Raw genomic sequence first — 16,574 nt, 5'->3', positions numbered from 1 at the left:
AATATAGACGAAAAATGACTCAGGACTTGTGACAAATAAATATATGGATAATTTGTTAGTAGCCCTGGCGAGTATGATTGTCTTCGCCTTGGGTGCATCTATTGGCAGCTTTATCAATGTTGTAGTTTATCGATTACCTGCAAAATTATCAATTCTTTGGCCGCCTTCCCGTTGTCCCCATTGTTTAAACCAGCTAAAAGCTTATGATAATGTGCCTGTATTGGGCTGGCTATGGTTAAAAGGGCGATGTCGTTATTGTAAAAGTAAGATTTCTCTGCGTTACCCAGTGGTAGAGGCGGTAACAGGGATAATTTTTGTGATCATCTTCTTTTTATTTCACGTTTCGATACTCACTATAGGATATTGGGCTTTTTGTAGTTGGTTATTAGCATTATCTTTGATTGACTTAGATACTATGACTTTACCCAATGCCCTTACTAAGTCGGGGTTGGTGTTGGGGATAATCTTTCAAATGGTAGTGGGTTATTTGACTGAAGCTAGCGTTGCCGGAGTCATCAAACATTTGATGATGGGCATAGTAGGAGCTGTGTTAGGCTTATGGTTGTTTGAGGCGATCGCACTTCTCGGTATTTTCCTGCAAAAAGAAGCAATGGGTGCAGGAGATGCCAAACTAGCCGCGATGATGGGTGCTTGGCTAGGTTGGAAGTATTTACTTTTAGCAGGATTTATCGCCTGTACGTTAGGGGCTGTAGTAGGTATCAGCGCAATTATGCTTTCCCAACGCAAATGGGGGCAAAAAATACCGTTTGGCCCCTTTTTAGCTAGTGGCGCATTCTTCACCCTCTTGGGTGGCGAAGCGATTTTATCTGCTTACCTGCGATTATTTTTTTAGAAGCGTCAGGAAGAAGCAGAGGAAGCGGAGGAAAAGAACCTTTACCTCATCCCTTCGAGTGCCTAATCCCCATAATTAGCACCCTAAATTTTTGATGACTGTAACGTTGATTACCCCATTTACGCTTGACAGTTTGGTAATATTAGCTTGTAACCAGTATCACCCTCTAAACAAAAAGTACCTGTTAGCACGCATAACTAAATGTACTTAGATGCTGACTGCTCATCAACTAGCGACACCAATAACAATCTTAGGGGCAAGACTTCAAGCTGGGGGTTGGGGAAAAGCATCCTGTTTTGGGGTTGGTATTCCAGTGTTTTTGATTTTGCTAATACATTTCTCCTGATGAGACGAACAAGAGACTTGTATTGGTATCAGTATTTTCGTTAAGCTGGCAACCAAAGATGCAAAATTAGGTCTGAATTGCTTATAAGCGTAGTTTGGCGATGGAGTCAAGAGTTAAGGATTGATAATCAATAGTGAATCAGTAATGACTGAGGACTAAGATAAATAATTTTCCAGAACTACTTGACCTGTTTTCGACCTCGTACCCACTTGAATAAGATAAAAATGGCAAACAACGAAGAATCACGCGGTTTAAAGTCTCTATTTGATTGGTTTGCAAATAGACGTAAATCGGGAACCACAAATCTAGAACGTCAAGAACGTGAGATTGCTGATGGACTGTGGCATAAATGTCCTAAGTGTGGTGTCTTGACCTATACTAAAGACCTGTTAGCCAATCAGATGGTGTGTGTGGAATGTGGACATCATAATCGTGTGGATAGTGATGAACGCATCCGCCAGTTGATAGATCAAAACACTTGGAGGGCAATGGATGAAAATCTGCGGCCTACTGATCCTTTGCAGTTTCGCGATCGCAAACCATATAGCGATCGCCTGCGGGAAATGGAAGAAAAACTGGGGTTACTGGATGCAGTTAAAACCGGTTTAGGACAAATCAACGGCTTACCAGTTGCTCTCGCCGTGATGGATTTCCGCTTCATGGGCGGTAGTATGGGTTCCGTCGTCGGCGAAAAAATTACCCGCCTCATTGAACAAGCCACCCAACGACGTTACCCTGTAGTTATCGTCTGCACCTCCGGCGGCGCGAGAATGCAAGAAGGTATGCTTTCTCTCATGCAGATGGCGAAAATTTCCGCCGCCTTAGAACGTCACCGTGATGCTAAATTACTTTACATTCCTGTATTAACCAATCCCACCACAGGCGGCGTTACCGCTAGTTTTGCCATGTTGGGCGATATTATTTTAGCAGAACCAAAAGCCACAATTGGTTTTGCTGGTCGGCGTGTGATTGAGCAAACCCTGAGAGAAAAACTACCAGAAGATTTTCAAACGGCGGAAGACTTACTCAAGCACGGCTTTGTGGATGACATTGTATCCCGTACCCAATTAAAGAACACCTTAGCAAAACTCATTGCTTTACATCAACCCATCCCCACCGCCCCCCCTATGGTGCTGTGGGAGACAATGAGTCTTAGTTCCACAGCTGCTGAGTAAAGAAATGAGGGGGATGAGGTAGACAAGGTAGACAAGGTAGACAAGGTAGACAAGGTAGAAATTATTTCCCAGTCCCCAGTACCCAATCCCCAATACCCAGTCCCCAGTCCCTTCCAGTCCCTAACTTTCCTCTTGCACAAATACCAACGGCATTAAAGCCACTAGGCGCAACATTCCCGAAAGCGCAAATAGTCCCAATAAACCGCCATGTTGAGCAAATTGGGCGATGCAGCTGCCGATAGTTGTGCCTAAAGCACCACTAAAGCCAGCCACAGCCGAAGCGATCGCAAAATAAAGTGACTGGTTTTTGATGGGGGCAATTTCTAACTGCATATTGTTGTTACATAAGTCAATAGCTGCCCAACTCCCACCAGTTAAAATATGTAATATTGGCAACCACAGCCATAAGTCCAAGTTATTAGTATCTATCCCTAACCATAAAAATGGTGTGACTGCTACTAACACACCAATAAAAATCAAAATTAAACGATTGCCAATTTTATCTGCTAACTTACCCCACAACATCATCATCAGCATATTGGCTCCCGCTTGCAAACTAGCATAAAGCGTTACCCAACTCACATCCAAATGCAGCGTATCCAGCATATACAAGTTAAAAAAAGGTGCGCTGAGATTCACTGCTAGCATCCACAAGGCAGAGTAAAACAGAAACACCAAAAAGTTGGAATTTTTCCACAGACTGCTAGTAGCGGTTTCTGCTGTAGTCTCAGTTGTCGTGACAGATTTAGCTGTATTGCTATTTTCCACTTGCTCGCGTGGATACTGAACAATATTGTTCTGCACTTGCGGATTAATATCTATCTTGAAATACTGACATCCCAAGCTGAGAATACCAAAAACGATACTCACCAACAGCACGACACCATAACCTTGCAGAGTACCGCCATACCAATGGGAAATTAACAACCCCGCTACAGGTACACACACCAAATTAGTCAGACTAGCCGCACTATTGCGTACACCAAAATACCTCCCTCGCAACTGTCGGGGAACTATCATGGCTAACCAACTTAACCAAGATGCGCTTCCCAACCCCCCTAACAGGTGAGTCACAAAGACAATTAACAAAGTCAATATGACTAATTGTTGGGAATTCACCCATCCCCAACTAAAACCAACAACCCCCAGCAATAAAATTAGCCACAACAGCCGAGCAATGCCAAACGTCTGTAGAGAATAGTAAAATCTGCTGGTGCTACGTTCAGACAAATAAGCACCCAAAGGCTGAACCAGATTTACTAGCATGGGAATTGAAGACATCATCCCAAACACTACCGGGCTAGCCTCTAACTCTACCAAGAAATTACTCAGCAAAATTCCCCCAGTCGCCAACGAAAAAATTGCCGCAAACACCGCATCGGTAGTTGAAGCTTTTAAACTGGTGCGAATCGCATTTTTATTAAATCGGGTGCTAGATTTAGGGGTAGGAGTGAGTATAGCTTGGGGCTGACTAATCTGGGGAAGTTCCAGAATTAGAGGTGAAGCTGTTTCAACCTGAACCGAATCCATAGATAATATTTATGGGTAAAACACCCCAATATAAGTTAATTAATTGAGTTATTTAGTTTACACTCAATAGCTTTGGTGGCAATTCTTCGATATTTTACCTTACATTTCTCAACAAAACTTCACAAGAGTTAAATATCAATCCCTAGTTACAAAATAGCGTTGAATGGTTGACATCCCGCTATGTTAGAGATATCGGGATTGTGATTGTGATGAAAAGAAGAGTTTGGTATTTTTGGGGAATAGCGATCGCGATCGCTATTTTGATTATTGGTTTCCATAGTCTACAATTCCCAACCTCTCCACCCAGTCACATCACCGTGAAACTCAGTGGATGGGGAGGTTCACCAGTAGAGCAAAAATTATTAAAACAAGTTCTGCAAGACTTTGAGGCACAACATCCCCACATCAAGGTGAAATATGAGGTAATTTCTGATCAATACATGGATGTGATCAAAACTCGCTTGGTTGGAGAAGCCGCGCCAGATGTATTTTATCTAGACGCGCTAGAAGCTCCTTTCTTGATGAGTCAGAATGTCTTAGCACCTCTAGATAATTACATTACCCCAGCTTTTGACCTAGCAGACTTTGAACCCACCTTATTAAACAGCTTTCAGTATCAAAATCATATCTACGGTCTACCCAAAGACTATTCCACCTTGGCGTTATTCTATAACAAACAAGCCTTTGCGGCGACTGGGTTAAACACTCCGCCAACTACTTGGGAAGAACTACGCGCTTATTCAAAACAATTAACAGGTAAACTCAACAAATATGGCTTTGGAGAGATGCCAGAATTAGCCCGTCAAGCTTACAAAATTAAAGCCTTTGGTGGACAAGTCGTTGACTCAAACGGTGATGCGGCATTTGCTAGCCAGCAAGCTTTACAGGGTTTACAGTTAGTGATAGACCAATATCGCCTAGATCGTTCCTCCGCCCAAAAATCCGATGTGGGGACAAACTCAGGTAGTGAAATGTTTGGACAGGGTAAGGTAGCAATGGTAATTGAAGGTAATTGGACAATTCCCTACCTACAAGCAACCTTTCCTCAACTGGAGTTTGCTACCGCAGAAATCCCAACTATTAATCATAAAAAAGGCACGATGGTTTTTACTGTTGCCTACGTGATGAATCAGCAGTCAAAACATAAAGCTGAAGCTTGGGAGTTAATTTCTTATCTCACAGGTAAGGTGGGAATGGAGAAATGGACAGGAACAGGGTTTGCTTTACCAACTCGCAAATCAGTAGCCGAAAAGTTAGGATATGACCAAGAGTTGCTCAGGTCGCCTTTAGTTGCTGGTGTTAATTATGCTACACCTTGGCAAGTTGGTAAACATCCAGCCCCGATTGTGGATAATTTTGATAACCAGTTTATCAGTGCTTTGTTAGGGCAGCAGCCATTAAAACAGGCTATGTTGCGGGCGCAATATGAAGCTAATCAGCAGATTGAAGCCTTGAAATAGAGAAGAAGCGGAGGAAGCGGAGGAAGCGGAGGAAGCGGAGGAAGCGGAGGAACCGGGGAGAAGAACTTTTACCCAATCCCCAGTCAAGAGTCCCCACCCCATTTCCTAAATGTTTTGTGAGACATTCACACCGGCTACTTTGGCTGGTATGATAATCCCATAGTAACCAGCAGCGATCGCTGATAAGGCATTGATCAAAACGTTATTACCAAACAAGGGCATTAAGCCGAAAAATGTTTTGGCAAAGGGTAATAATCCCATGATTGCTAGCACTATATAACCAACGGCAAAAGCCCGATTGAATATTCGACTACTGCTAGCACTTGTGTAAGATGTTATGCCCCACAATCCTACACCACAACGTACTAAGTTATGTAAAAAGTTGGTGGGAAATAAACCAAAGATATAACCAAATCCAGCAGCGTAGGCGGTAGGAGCAACATCGGCGGGAATATAAGATGCAGTTGTTCCTGGTAATGAAACAAAAGCGGGAATGAATCCGGCTAAACCCAACAGTAAATAGATAACTCCGATGGCTAAAGCGCAGTAACGTTCTGTCATTTTTGCTGTGCTGATGTTTTGCATATTCTATTTTCTCCCTGGTGTATGCAATTTCAAAATTTACTAATTGCTGCTAGAATCTCAGCATGAGCTATTTATTTTGCGGCTGAATTCTTCTGTCAGAAATATGGATGATTGACAGACACGAGCATTTACAGACACGATTGATCGCGTCTCTAAAAAAAATGGGTGACAACACTTACTATTCAACTCAAATTGTGGAGATTTGACTCTATCAAAAGACAGTATTAAGTCTGGAAATAAATATTTTTTAGATACTACCTTTTTGTTTGAATGTTTGAACTGCCAGTAATACAAAGATAGCCCCGGTAGCGATCGCCCCCCATTGCAGCAAGGGATTTTTATCTAACACATCAGTAATACTGGGTATAACTCGGTTGCTAAAATCACCGTCTATTCTGTCTTCTTCTGCAACCGGCTGATCAAAATTATTTGGTGCATCGGCTGATTTGGGTTCAGAACTGCGTTGCATCGAGAAGGCAACACGTAATAAAAATGAATCTACTAACCCTGGTGACAGCCTCTGCAACACATCTAATACTTTAGCCGCATCCCCAACTAAAAAGTCACGGGTTGGATGTTCGGCTGTATACAAAATGGCATCAGCTACCAACCGAGGATCATAATAAGGGGGTATCCCGACAGGTTTGACACCTAACTTTGTTAAACCATTATTCCAGAATGGAGTATTGATTACGGCAGGTTTGATACTGGTGACACTGATAGGCCAATTTTCATGTTGCAATTCTAAACGCATGGCTTCCACAAAGCCCTCAACCCCGTGTTTAGCGGCAGAATAGGCACTTTGATAGGGTAGCGATCGCCTACCTTCCATTGAAGAAATATGAATCAATGCCCCCCTGCCCTCACGTTTGAGATGGGGAAGTGCTGCCATTGCCCCATATACCTGTCCCATCAAATCCACATCAATCACGTGTTTAAATTCTTCTGGGGTAGTTTGATCAAAGGTGGCAAATAAACCTATAGCCGGAACGTGTACCCAGGTGTCGAGTCTACCGTAAAGTTCTACAGTTTGATTTGCGATCGCCTGGACTTCTTCAAATACCTCCACCTTGGCAACTATATAACTCGCTTCACCCCCAAAGCCTCGGATTTCCTCCACTAAAGATTCTAATCCCGATTGGCTACGAGCCGAGACAACTACCTTGGCACCCCGTTGAGCAAATTGTAAAGCGGCTTGACGACCAATACCACTAGAAGCCCCAACCACAGAAACAACTTGCTGATTGATTGGTTTGAGTTGCATAGATGCTACTCCTTTAAGTTAATTAATAATTCAGTAACAAATCGCTTGCCATCATATTTTTCACATATAGGAATCCGATTTTATTATTAAAAAGGGAATAGAGAACAGGTAACAGAAGTTTACTGAGTTTTTTTGAGAAATCAAACATTAAATAAAGCTCCTAAAATATATCTTTAGGAGCTATTATTACTTTGAGTGTGAACCAGTTCTAATGAGTAAAACTTAACCTAGCTGATTTAGTTTCACCTCTATCTAAAGAAAGGGCATAATATGAAACACATTCATACTTTAGCAAGGAATTAAAATTTATTCGATTGTTGATATTCATAGCTGTGAGTCAATTGAGAGTAATACTTTACTAACAGAATTTCCGCACAATTTACTCACCACGCATCGCTACAATCAGGTTGATAGCAGATGAAGTGGAGGTATATTTGTGTTGATTCAGCGCAGACACAGAAGAGAACCCAGGTGGAACATTACAGATAGTCTGGTGGGGTATATGTTCATGATGCCCGCCATTCTGGTTTTAGGTACTTTTGTCTTGCTGCCGATTCTCTACGCTGTTTTTCTTTCGCTACATAAAGTGCAACTTTTAGGCGGTATTAGTTACGAGTTTATTGGTTTGCATAACTTTAACCGATTAGTTAATGATGCACAGGTGGGAATTGCACTGAAAAATACAGCCGAATACGTCGCCATTGTTGTACCCAGTCAAACGATTTTGGCTTTACTTTTAGCAGTAAGTTTAAATTCAGGAATTCGTGCGAGAAATTGGTGGCGTATTCTTTATTTTTTACCAACAGTGACTTCTTCGGCGGTGTTAACCCTTATCTTTATGTGGATTTATAACACTGATGGTTTACTCAATGATTTTTTGGCTTTTCTGGGTTTACCTACCTATAACTGGTTAGGTGATCCAGCCGTTGCCCTCAAAGGTATTATGATTATGAATATTTGGTCAACTGCACCGTTTTATATGGTGATATATTTAGCAGCTTTGCAAGATATTCCGCAAAAAATTTATGAAGCCGCAGAAATTGATGGTGCTAATTGGTGGCAAAAATTTATTTATATTACGATTCCCATTTTGCAACCTGTAACATTCTTTGTTGTCGTCATAGGCATAATTGGCACTTTTCAATTATTTGATCAGTCTTATATTTTTTCTGGTGGTACTGGTGGCCCTAATAATGCCACACTCACGGTAGTGTTGCTGATTTATCAAAATGTATTTCGCTATTTACAGATGGGATATGCTGCGGCGATCGCCTTTGTATTAGCTGTGATAATTATTGCCGTTACGCTACTACAAAGGCGATTGTTTGGAGGTGAAAAAGCGTGAAAATTCTCTCTAGATTTTCCTGGCTAAAATTGCTTTTATACATAGTCTTAACTGTATATGCCATCATCACCTTAATTCCCTTTATTTGGGCGTTGTCGGCATCATTTAAGCCCCTCTCAGAAATTATCAGTGGTGAGCCTAATTTTTTACCGAAACATTTTACCCTTGATAACTACAAGCAAATCTTTTTACAAGAACCCCTATTTTTACGCTGGTTATTCAATAGTATCTTCATTGCTGTCAGCGTCACAGGTTTCAACTTGCTGTTTAATTCGATGGCGGGTTACGCCTTAGCTAGACTGCGCTTTTTCGGGAGAAATTTCTGGTTTTTGTTAATTTTGGCAGTCTTAGCAGTACCAGCACAAATCACACTGATACCCACATTTTTAATTTTAAAAGCAATTGGTTGGCTGAATTCTTATCAGGGAATGATTATACCTAGTATGGTAAATGCCACATTTATATTTATGATGCGGCAGTTTTTCGTCAACTTTCCCCAAGAATTAGAAGAAGCAGCCCAACTAGACGGATTAAATACATTTGGCATTTTTAGGTATATTATTTTACCTTTAGCTAAACCCGCCCTTGCAGCACAAGCAGTATTTGTGTTTATGGGTAGTTGGAATAATTTTTTACTTCCTATAGTAATATTATTTGACCCAGAAATGTTTACCCTGCCTTTAGGTTTGAACAGCTTCAAAGGTCAATACATCAGCTATTGGAATTACATCATGGCTGCTTCTATGGTATTCACCCTACCAGCCTTATGTATTTACGCCTATTTCAACCGCTACTTCATCGAATCCGCTACCTTTACAGGTGGTAAAGGGTAGTCATTAGTCATTGGTCATTAGTCATTAGTCATTAGTTTTTCTCCCCCAGTCCCCAATACCCAGTCCCCAGTCCCCAGTCCCCAATACCCAGTCCCCAGTCCCCAATACCCAGTCCCCAGTCCCCATTCAAATTTTCAGCAACAAATTGCACTCCTAACGTGATATTGGTATTACAGCGACTCAATCTCTATCTGTCAGTTAACAAACATTATGGGTTGTGTAAACCAAGCGATCGCAGAGATACCCATAGACTACAGTGTGACTGTTGTCAAGGTTTCGGCTGTGGTAATCCAACTTCTAACTGCTCACAAACAGCAAGCCATCTGTTTGGCGTTAGAGGATGCAAAGGCAATAATTGACAAAATATTGTCTGCGACACGCCCAAAATCAACTCGGTACACAGTCACCAGAGTTAGTTGTGGGCTGAAGCTACTGGTAAAAAATCATTAGTTAGCAATTTTAGAGATTGAGTATTACTTTCTAAGCTGTGTTGAGCGTCAAAATCTTTAAGGGGAAACAATGTTTAGAAGACTGATTGGCGTTGTTGTGGCTACTGTTTTACTGACTTTTCAGTTGGTTGTCGGTAGTGCAACAGCTGTGGAACTGGACGAAGCTACCAGAACAGTTAAATTCAATGCTCAGGGTGATACCGTTACCCTCAGTTTAAAACAAGTTAAAGAAGGCAAACGTTTATTTCAATACGCTTGCGCTCAATGCCATGTCGGTGGTGTAACTAAGACAAACCAAAACGTAGGACTGGAACCAGAAGCTTTGGCTTTAGCAACACCCAAGCGTGACAACGTTGAGGGTTTGGTGGATTACATGAAGAATCCCACCACCTACGACGGGGAAGAAGAGATTTCCGAATTACACCCCAGCACCAAGAGCGCAGATATTTTTACCGAAATGCGTAATTTGACTGATGATGACCTGAAAGCGATCGCTGGTCATATTCTGCTTCAGCCAAAAATTCTGGGCGACAAATGGGGCGGCGGTAAAATCTACTACTAAGGTCAATTTTTTTGACTAAATGCTGAGTCCTGTAAACACTTCTGCGGGTTTCCCTAGACTGTTCTGAGTTCTGAAGACCAGGAAATTGATTGCGGATTTATACTGTCTCCTCAATGTGATTTCCTCGCCATGCAGGATTCAGAACACAGGACTCAGAACCACCCCCCACAGTCTCCCGCTTGCTGTCAAAAGAACTTTTGATCTGTCAGAGAGTCTGGCTAATGACCAATGGCTAATAAATATTAAGCAGAGCTTGCTATTTTGCCATTTTTTTGCTATTTATCTCTGCCCATTGCTAAAAAAAAAATTTATCTACGACATATTGTCATATTTGGCGTTAATTTTATTTAAAATGAGAGAGGGAAAATAAAAGATATCGATTAGGAGAACGCCATGAGATTAATTGCTGCTAGCTGGCGACGTTTTAGTTTGGCTGTATTGACTCTTGTTTTAGTTGTTAGCAGCTTCGCCATTTTTACCCCCAGTGCTGCGGCTGAAACTTACACAATCAAACTGGGTACTGATAAGGGAGCTTTGGGCTTTGAACCTGCAAAATTGACAGTTAAGCCAGGCGATACCATCGAATGGTTAAACAACAAAGTACCTCCTCACAACGTTGTTTTTGATGCTGCTCTCAACCCAGCTAAGAGTGCTGATTTAGCTAAATCTCTGTCTAACAAAAACTTAATGATGAGTCCTGGTCAAAAAGTAACAACCACTTTCCCCGCAGATGCTCCTGCTGGTGAATACACCTTCTACTGCGAACCTCATCGTGGTGCAGGTATGGTTGGTAAAATCATTGTTGAAGGCTAGACCAGATCAACTTTTAGGCTTTGTAGCTCAGTTAGTCAATAGTGGTGACTCGTCTATTCCCGTTTAGATGTGCAATGCGATTTAGCGGTGTAAAAATGGACTTGTCACCACAAATTTTATGTTTTAGGTGACTCTAGTCGAGAAACTCGCGCTTCTAATTGATTGACTTGTTGCTTTAATTCTACAACTAAAGTTGCTAGCCTATCAAACATTCTGTCTCGTTCTGACTGCGATACATTTCTTCTAGAACCTGATGGTAGTGTAATTGTTGTTCTGGAAGATGGAAGTTGGCGATTTTGAGAAAACTGTGATTCTAATTGATTTAATCTGGACTCTACCCGATTAAAATCAGCTTGTAAATTATTAAGACGAGATTCAATCTGTTGCGATGAAGCTGGGCTAGATAATAAACCTAGCCAAATAACAATTACTAAAGCGATAGCAAATAATAATCTACGAAACATTTAATTAACTCCTTGGGGGAGAAGGCATTGAATTACAGCAGATTTGGGGTAAATTAGGTACAAATTTGAGGAACAAAGTCTTATGCTAAGTGACTTTTAAAGCTGTTCCCTGTTGCCTGTTCCCTGTTACCTGCTGTAAATTCTTGATTTCCTTAACTCCCCTACTGTGCGATGCGGCATTACTTACAGGTCGGGTTTTAAATGAGAAAATAATTCTTCCCAATCGATAGATTGAGTTATACTTTCCCCTTCCTTTACTTCCAAGGTAACATTACAAGCCTGTGGTTGTTGCAGCGATCGCACACATAATAATGCTACATCTTCTCTGCTAATTTTACCCCGAATATTATCACCTTGCTCAAATATCATGGCTCTACCTCCTGCTTCTTCAGTTAAAGCACAAGGTCTAATAATTGTGTAAGGAATTCCACTGGCTCTTAAACTATCTTCTCCTTTGAGTTTCCAAGTTAAAATTCCCCCCAGTTGGTCATTTAACCTGACTGCTGGTGGTTCTTCCGCCAAATTAATTCCTGGTCTACCTGGACGAGTCACACCTGCGGAACTGACTAGAATAAATTGTGGTTTTTTACTTCCACCATAGGCTTTAATTTCTTCCACCTCCAACGCAAAATTACCAGGGGAAAACTTAGGATTTAATGCGCCATCATATTCAAATTTACTCAACATCAATTGAAAAGAATTGATTTTACTGCTATCAATTGCTGGCGCATTGGGGACAGATTTAGCTCTAAATACAGGAATCAAATCGGCGAAAGGAACACGCACATTTATCCAAGTGTCAGCTACAGTATCAAAAGAATAGCTGTAACCTAAACTATCCCATTGCGGATCTGTCCTGAGAAAAAATTTATAACGCTGACCGTCACCTTTGACACGCAATTCCACACCTGCATAACCTGATAAATTAAATGGTGGGTCAAAGTTTTTCGTTCTCACAGAGGCAAATCCCCCAGAGTTAGCAGTGGAGACATTACCAGTAAATAAAGCGGTGTTTTCTCGCAAGAAAATATTACTCGCACTCACACCACCCATCACCACATCATCCACCGCACCCCAAACATTTTTTAACTCGGTTGAGGGATTGGTGAAATCAAATATCAGTTTTTCATCAGCAGATGGTAAATATTTCGCCGCCGCTTCGACTAAATTTTTTACTCCTTGATATTCCACTGTTTCAGGAGTATCGCCCACAATTTCTGGTTGATAGAATTTCACGCCTTGATAATATTTGGCTCTATCTGGTGTATCTCCCTCTACAGGTTGTACACGCACTGCTGTACAACAAATTACAGCTTCAACATTAGCCATAACGACAGGCGTTAAGGTTTCTGGTTTAGTGATATCAGCCACTACTAAGTCAACATCATAACCAAGAATTGACCGCGCTTTATCAATATCTCTCACCAGGGCGCGCACTTTCACACCTGTTTCTAAGAGTCGTTTGACTACGCGTTTACCAACCCCACCAGTTGCACCTGCTACTAAAATTACACCCATGCTTTTACCTCCATCCGGTGGATGATTTTGCGGACTACCTGGGATTAACTGCTGTATCCAGTTAAGCAAAGGTATCACCTCAAAATATGTCAAGGTTTGGACAAACCTACCTAAGTCCCATTGAGAACGATTTTTATCTGCCACTTTTGCGTCCTCATCATCAACATCGTCTTGCTACATCATAACGAAATGTAACAGTGATTAAGTTTAGTGTTTCTCGACCAGTGTGAGGTACAAGAAAAATAATTGAACGCAGATAAACGCAGATAAACGCGGATGAGTTGGTATTTTATCAGGTTGCAATCTGCTAACCTCACTCCCCTGGCTTCTGGTATGATTTAGGGTGGTTGGAATTTTAAATTTTAAATTTTGAATTTTGAATTGATTTATGAGCCAAATCGAAAAAGCTCAGGCTGAGTACGAAGGGTTTTGTCAGCAGTTTGAAAGCGTCATTATTAGTACGGTTAATGCAGAGGGAGTTCCTAATGCTAGTTATACTCCGTTTGTGATGGATGATGCTAAGAATATTTATATTTATGTGAGTGGACTTTCAACTCATACGAAAAATATTTATGCTAATCCTCATGTATGTGTGTTGTTTATTGAGGATGAATCTCAGACAAATCAAATTTTTGCGCGTCGCCGGTTGAGTTTTGATTGTACAGCTACTTTAATTGAGCGAGAATCGGAAACTTGGAAGTTAGTTGTTGAGCAATTTCATGGACGTTTTGGTGAGATTATTGAAGTTTTACGGGGTTTGGCTGACTTTCGGATTTTCCAACTGACTCCTAGTGAGGGTCGGTTTGTCATCGGTTTTGGCGCAGCTTACCAGATCACTGGCGATCGCCTCCATCAGTTAGCACAAGTTACCGGATAAAATATAGTTTACTGGTTGTCTCAGTATTAACACGCAAAAAAGTAAATACTATGCTTCAGTTTCAACCTCCTGGCTTTGGGCATAAAGTGATCAATACATCTTTGGGAAAAATGGTTTACTATACCCAAACTGCTGCACCTTGGTTGAATGATCACACTGAGGACTTACCGCCCTTACTGTTTTTACATAACTTTGGTGGTGGGGCTTCTGCTTATGAATGGTCAAAAGTTTACCCAGCTTTCGCGCCGACACACCGGATATTAGCCCCAGATTTAATCGGCTGGGGAGATTCTGCTCATCCAGTCCGAGATTACCAGATTCCAGATTATCTCACAGCGATCGCCCAATTGATCAGCCAAACTTGTCACCAGCCTGTCACAGTCGTAGCTTCTTCACTAACTGCGGCTTTGACTATCCGCCTAGCTATTCAGCAACCTGATTTATTTCACAGTTTATATTTAGTCTGTCCCTCTGGGTTTGATGACTTTGGTCAAGGTGCAGGACGCAGACTACCACTACCGATAATTAATACACCTTTATTAGATAATATCATCTATGCCCTTGGGGCAGAAAATGAAATTGCTGTGAGAAATTTTTTACAAAGCTTTCTGTTTGCTCACCCAGAACGTGTTTCACAAGAAATGGTAGATGCTTACTTAAATTCTGCACAACAACCTAATGCTAAGTTTGCTGCTTTAGCATTTTTACGTGGCGATTTGTACTTTGACTTAAGTTTGTATATTCAGCAACTAAAAACACCTACAGTATTTTTCTGGGGAGAGAAAGCGCAGTTTACTAGCATCCTATTAGGAAGACGCTTGGCTAGTTTAAATATCAATGCAGTTCGAGAATTTCATGCGATCGCAGATGCCGGAGTATTACCCCATTTAGAAATCCCAGAAGTCTTGATCGGATTGTTACGGCTTTATATCTAACCCAGGTTAGAGCTTGAGGAATCTTTGACTAGAAAAGGCTTTGACAATTGCATCTATCTTTGGGTAGTTAATTCAGCATAGTTATGTAATAATTTGACAAGAAACAGAGTAATTTTATATACAAAAATTTTATCGAACTTTTACATCAGAGCATCTCCATTGATGAAATAATTACTTTTAATCAGTTCCCTATTCCCTATTTTTTAGGTAAAAGCGCAAGTTTGTTTGATTACAAGAGCTATTCATTTTTATAAAACATGATTACATTACCTCAAATATCTGCACCTACCCCAAATCTAAATCACGACAAAGAAGCCGAATTACTCATCTGCTTGGCTCAAACCAAAATTAGCCAGGAAACAGCATCAAAAATTGAGATGCTGTTACAGCAAGAAATAGACTGGAATTATTTACTCAAAATAGCTTTTTGGCATAAAGTCCAACCGCTACTGTACTTAAACCTGAAGAACACTTGTCCAGATCAAGTTCCCGCCAAGATTCTCAAGTGTTTACAAACTGAGTGCCAAAGAATTACGCTGAACAATCTCTTCCTGTCTCACAGACTCATCAGTATACTCAAATTTCTAGAATCTAATGGTATTCGTGCCATCGCCTTCAAAGGGCCGATCTTGGCGACTTCAGCTTATGGTAATCTGTCCCTACGAAGATTTGGGGATTTAGACATTCTAGTAGAAAAGCAAGATGTCCCCGAAGTTATAGAACTCTTAAAAACTCAAAAATACCAGCCACAGGAATACTTAACCACCGCACGAAATGAACTGCAAGAGGTATTTGGCGAATGCAGCTTAGTGAGTGATGATGGTAGAGTTTTTATAGACCTACACTGGGAATTGACACCAACTTACTTTCCTTATAAGCCGAAATTTAATCAGTTGTGGGAACGGCTAGAACCCATATCTCTGGCTGGTAATACTGTCCGCCAACTATCCCTAGAGGACTCACTTTTGTACCTCTGCGTACATGGTTGTAAAGATTTATGGCAAAGTTTATCTTGGATTTGCGATATTGCAGAATTAATCAAAGCTTATCCCCAAATTCAATGGTCAACACTATGGGAGGAGGCTAAAAAACAAAATTGCGAACGCATGCTGTTATTGGGATTAACTTTGGCGCAGGATATCCAAGGAATTACTTTACCAGATGAAGTTAAGCAAAGAATAAACGCATCTGCAATTATTCCCAAACTGGCAGCAGAAGTCAAAGAAAGATTGTTTCAACAAATTGACGCACCTTTAGATGTATTTGAAAGGTCTTTTTGGTCTTGGCGTTTAACTTTTCATTTCAGACTGATAGAAAATATCAAATACAAAATTCTGTTATGTCTGTTTGTTGTGCAATTTGCGCTAACGCCTAAAGATAATGATTATGAGGCTTTGCCTTTACCTAATTGGCTTGCTAGTCTTTATTTTCTGATTCGTCCCATCAGATTAGTGATCAAATTTGGACTGACACCATTACAACGAGGACTAGAATGGGGTGTTGCTTTGTTTAGCGATCGCAAGTCACTTCCGAGTTAACAATATTAGGACTTACGCCAGTGTGAT

16 protein-coding genes are annotated in these 16,574 nt (G+C 41.0%); 11 read left to right on the top strand and 5 right to left on the bottom strand.

Features of this window, described 5'->3' with window-relative positions; genetic code table 11:
* Positions 1–43: 43 nt before the first annotated feature.
* A complete protein-coding gene (locus A3775_RS18395) occupies positions 44–853 on the top strand; it encodes an A24 family peptidase (RefSeq protein ID WP_066375582.1) in 810 nt (269 codons plus the stop codon).
* Between the two features lie 570 nt (positions 854–1,423).
* Entirely contained in the window at positions 1,424–2,374 is a 951-nt protein-coding gene (gene accD / locus A3775_RS18390; protein WP_066375578.1) for an acetyl-CoA carboxylase, carboxyltransferase subunit beta, read from the top strand.
* A 120-nt stretch (positions 2,375–2,494) separates the two neighbouring features.
* Here accD and A3775_RS18385 read toward each other — a convergent pair whose 3' ends face one another.
* A complete protein-coding gene (locus tag A3775_RS18385) occupies positions 2,495–3,904 on the bottom strand; it encodes an MFS transporter (RefSeq protein ID WP_066375574.1) in 1,410 nt (469 codons plus the stop codon).
* A 209-nt stretch (positions 3,905–4,113) separates the two neighbouring features.
* Here A3775_RS18385 and A3775_RS18380 point away from each other — a divergent pair, with 209 nt between their 5' ends.
* Positions 4,114–5,364, top strand: a complete 1,251-nt coding sequence (locus tag A3775_RS18380) for an ABC transporter substrate-binding protein (RefSeq protein ID WP_066375571.1) — start codon at positions 4,114–4,116, stop codon at positions 5,362–5,364.
* Between the two features lie 105 nt (positions 5,365–5,469).
* On the opposite strand, the gene A3775_RS18375 is transcribed toward A3775_RS18380, so the two are convergent.
* Positions 5,470–5,949, bottom strand: coding sequence for a DUF4383 domain-containing protein (locus tag A3775_RS18375; protein WP_066375568.1), 480 nt, complete (start codon positions 5,947–5,949; stop codon positions 5,470–5,472).
* Between the two features lie 247 nt (positions 5,950–6,196).
* Positions 6,197–7,213, bottom strand: a complete 1,017-nt coding sequence (locus A3775_RS18370; RefSeq protein ID WP_066375565.1) for an SDR family oxidoreductase — start codon at positions 7,211–7,213, stop codon at positions 6,197–6,199.
* 502 nt (positions 7,214–7,715) lie between these two features.
* Here A3775_RS18370 and A3775_RS18365 point away from each other — a divergent pair.
* From A3775_RS18365 to petE, 5 genes are all read left to right on the top strand, one after another.
* Positions 7,716–8,558 (top strand): carbohydrate ABC transporter permease, encoded by an 843-nt coding sequence (locus A3775_RS18365; RefSeq protein WP_156481681.1) that lies wholly within the window; start codon positions 7,716–7,718, stop codon positions 8,556–8,558.
* Entirely contained in the window at positions 8,555–9,391 is an 837-nt protein-coding gene (locus A3775_RS18360) for a carbohydrate ABC transporter permease (RefSeq protein WP_156481674.1), read from the top strand. Before A3775_RS18365 ends, A3775_RS18360 begins: the two co-directional genes overlap by 4 nt.
* A gap of 210 nt (positions 9,392–9,601) precedes the next feature.
* Positions 9,602–9,841 carry a hypothetical protein gene (locus A3775_RS18355; RefSeq protein WP_066375555.1) on the top strand — a complete coding sequence of 80 codons (240 nt, stop codon included), beginning with the start codon at positions 9,602–9,604 and terminating at the stop codon, positions 9,839–9,841.
* A 69-nt stretch (positions 9,842–9,910) separates the two neighbouring features.
* The gene (gene psbV / locus A3775_RS18350; RefSeq protein ID WP_066375553.1) at positions 9,911–10,402 is read left to right on the top strand and encodes a photosystem II cytochrome c-550; all 492 of its coding nucleotides are present in this window, start codon (positions 9,911–9,913) and stop codon (positions 10,400–10,402) included.
* A gap of 393 nt (positions 10,403–10,795) precedes the next feature.
* Positions 10,796–11,215, top strand: a complete 420-nt coding sequence (gene petE, locus A3775_RS18345; protein ID WP_066375552.1) for a plastocyanin — start codon at positions 10,796–10,798, stop codon at positions 11,213–11,215.
* 116 nt (positions 11,216–11,331) lie between these two features.
* On the opposite strand, the gene A3775_RS18340 is transcribed toward petE, so the two are convergent.
* Positions 11,332–11,679, bottom strand: coding sequence for a hypothetical protein (locus A3775_RS18340; RefSeq protein WP_066375550.1), 348 nt, complete (start codon positions 11,677–11,679; stop codon positions 11,332–11,334).
* Positions 11,680–11,862: 183 nt separating this feature from the next.
* A complete protein-coding gene (locus A3775_RS18335) occupies positions 11,863–13,341 on the bottom strand; it encodes a CIA30 family protein (protein WP_066375544.1) in 1,479 nt (492 codons plus the stop codon).
* A 244-nt stretch (positions 13,342–13,585) separates the two neighbouring features.
* Here A3775_RS18335 and A3775_RS18330 point away from each other — a divergent pair, with 244 nt between their 5' ends.
* The 3 genes from A3775_RS18330 to A3775_RS18320 all read left to right on the top strand — a co-directional run bounded on the left by A3775_RS18330 (position 13,586) and on the right by A3775_RS18320 (position 16,547).
* On the top strand, positions 13,586–14,074 hold the full coding sequence (locus tag A3775_RS18330) for a HugZ family protein (RefSeq protein WP_066375542.1): 489 nt from the start codon (positions 13,586–13,588) through the stop codon (positions 14,072–14,074).
* 50 nt (positions 14,075–14,124) lie between these two features.
* Positions 14,125–15,009, top strand: a complete 885-nt coding sequence (locus A3775_RS18325; protein ID WP_066375540.1) for an alpha/beta fold hydrolase — start codon at positions 14,125–14,127, stop codon at positions 15,007–15,009.
* 257 nt (positions 15,010–15,266) lie between these two features.
* Positions 15,267–16,547, top strand: a complete 1,281-nt coding sequence (locus A3775_RS18320; RefSeq protein ID WP_066426171.1) for a nucleotidyltransferase family protein — start codon at positions 15,267–15,269, stop codon at positions 16,545–16,547.
* The last annotated feature ends 27 nt before the right edge of the window (positions 16,548–16,574 follow it).

Source organism: Anabaena sp. 4-3, assembly GCF_001597745.1.
Taxonomy (GTDB): domain Bacteria; phylum Cyanobacteriota; class Cyanobacteriia; order Cyanobacteriales; family Nostocaceae; genus Trichormus.
This window is presented reverse-complemented; position numbering and strand designations above follow the sequence as displayed.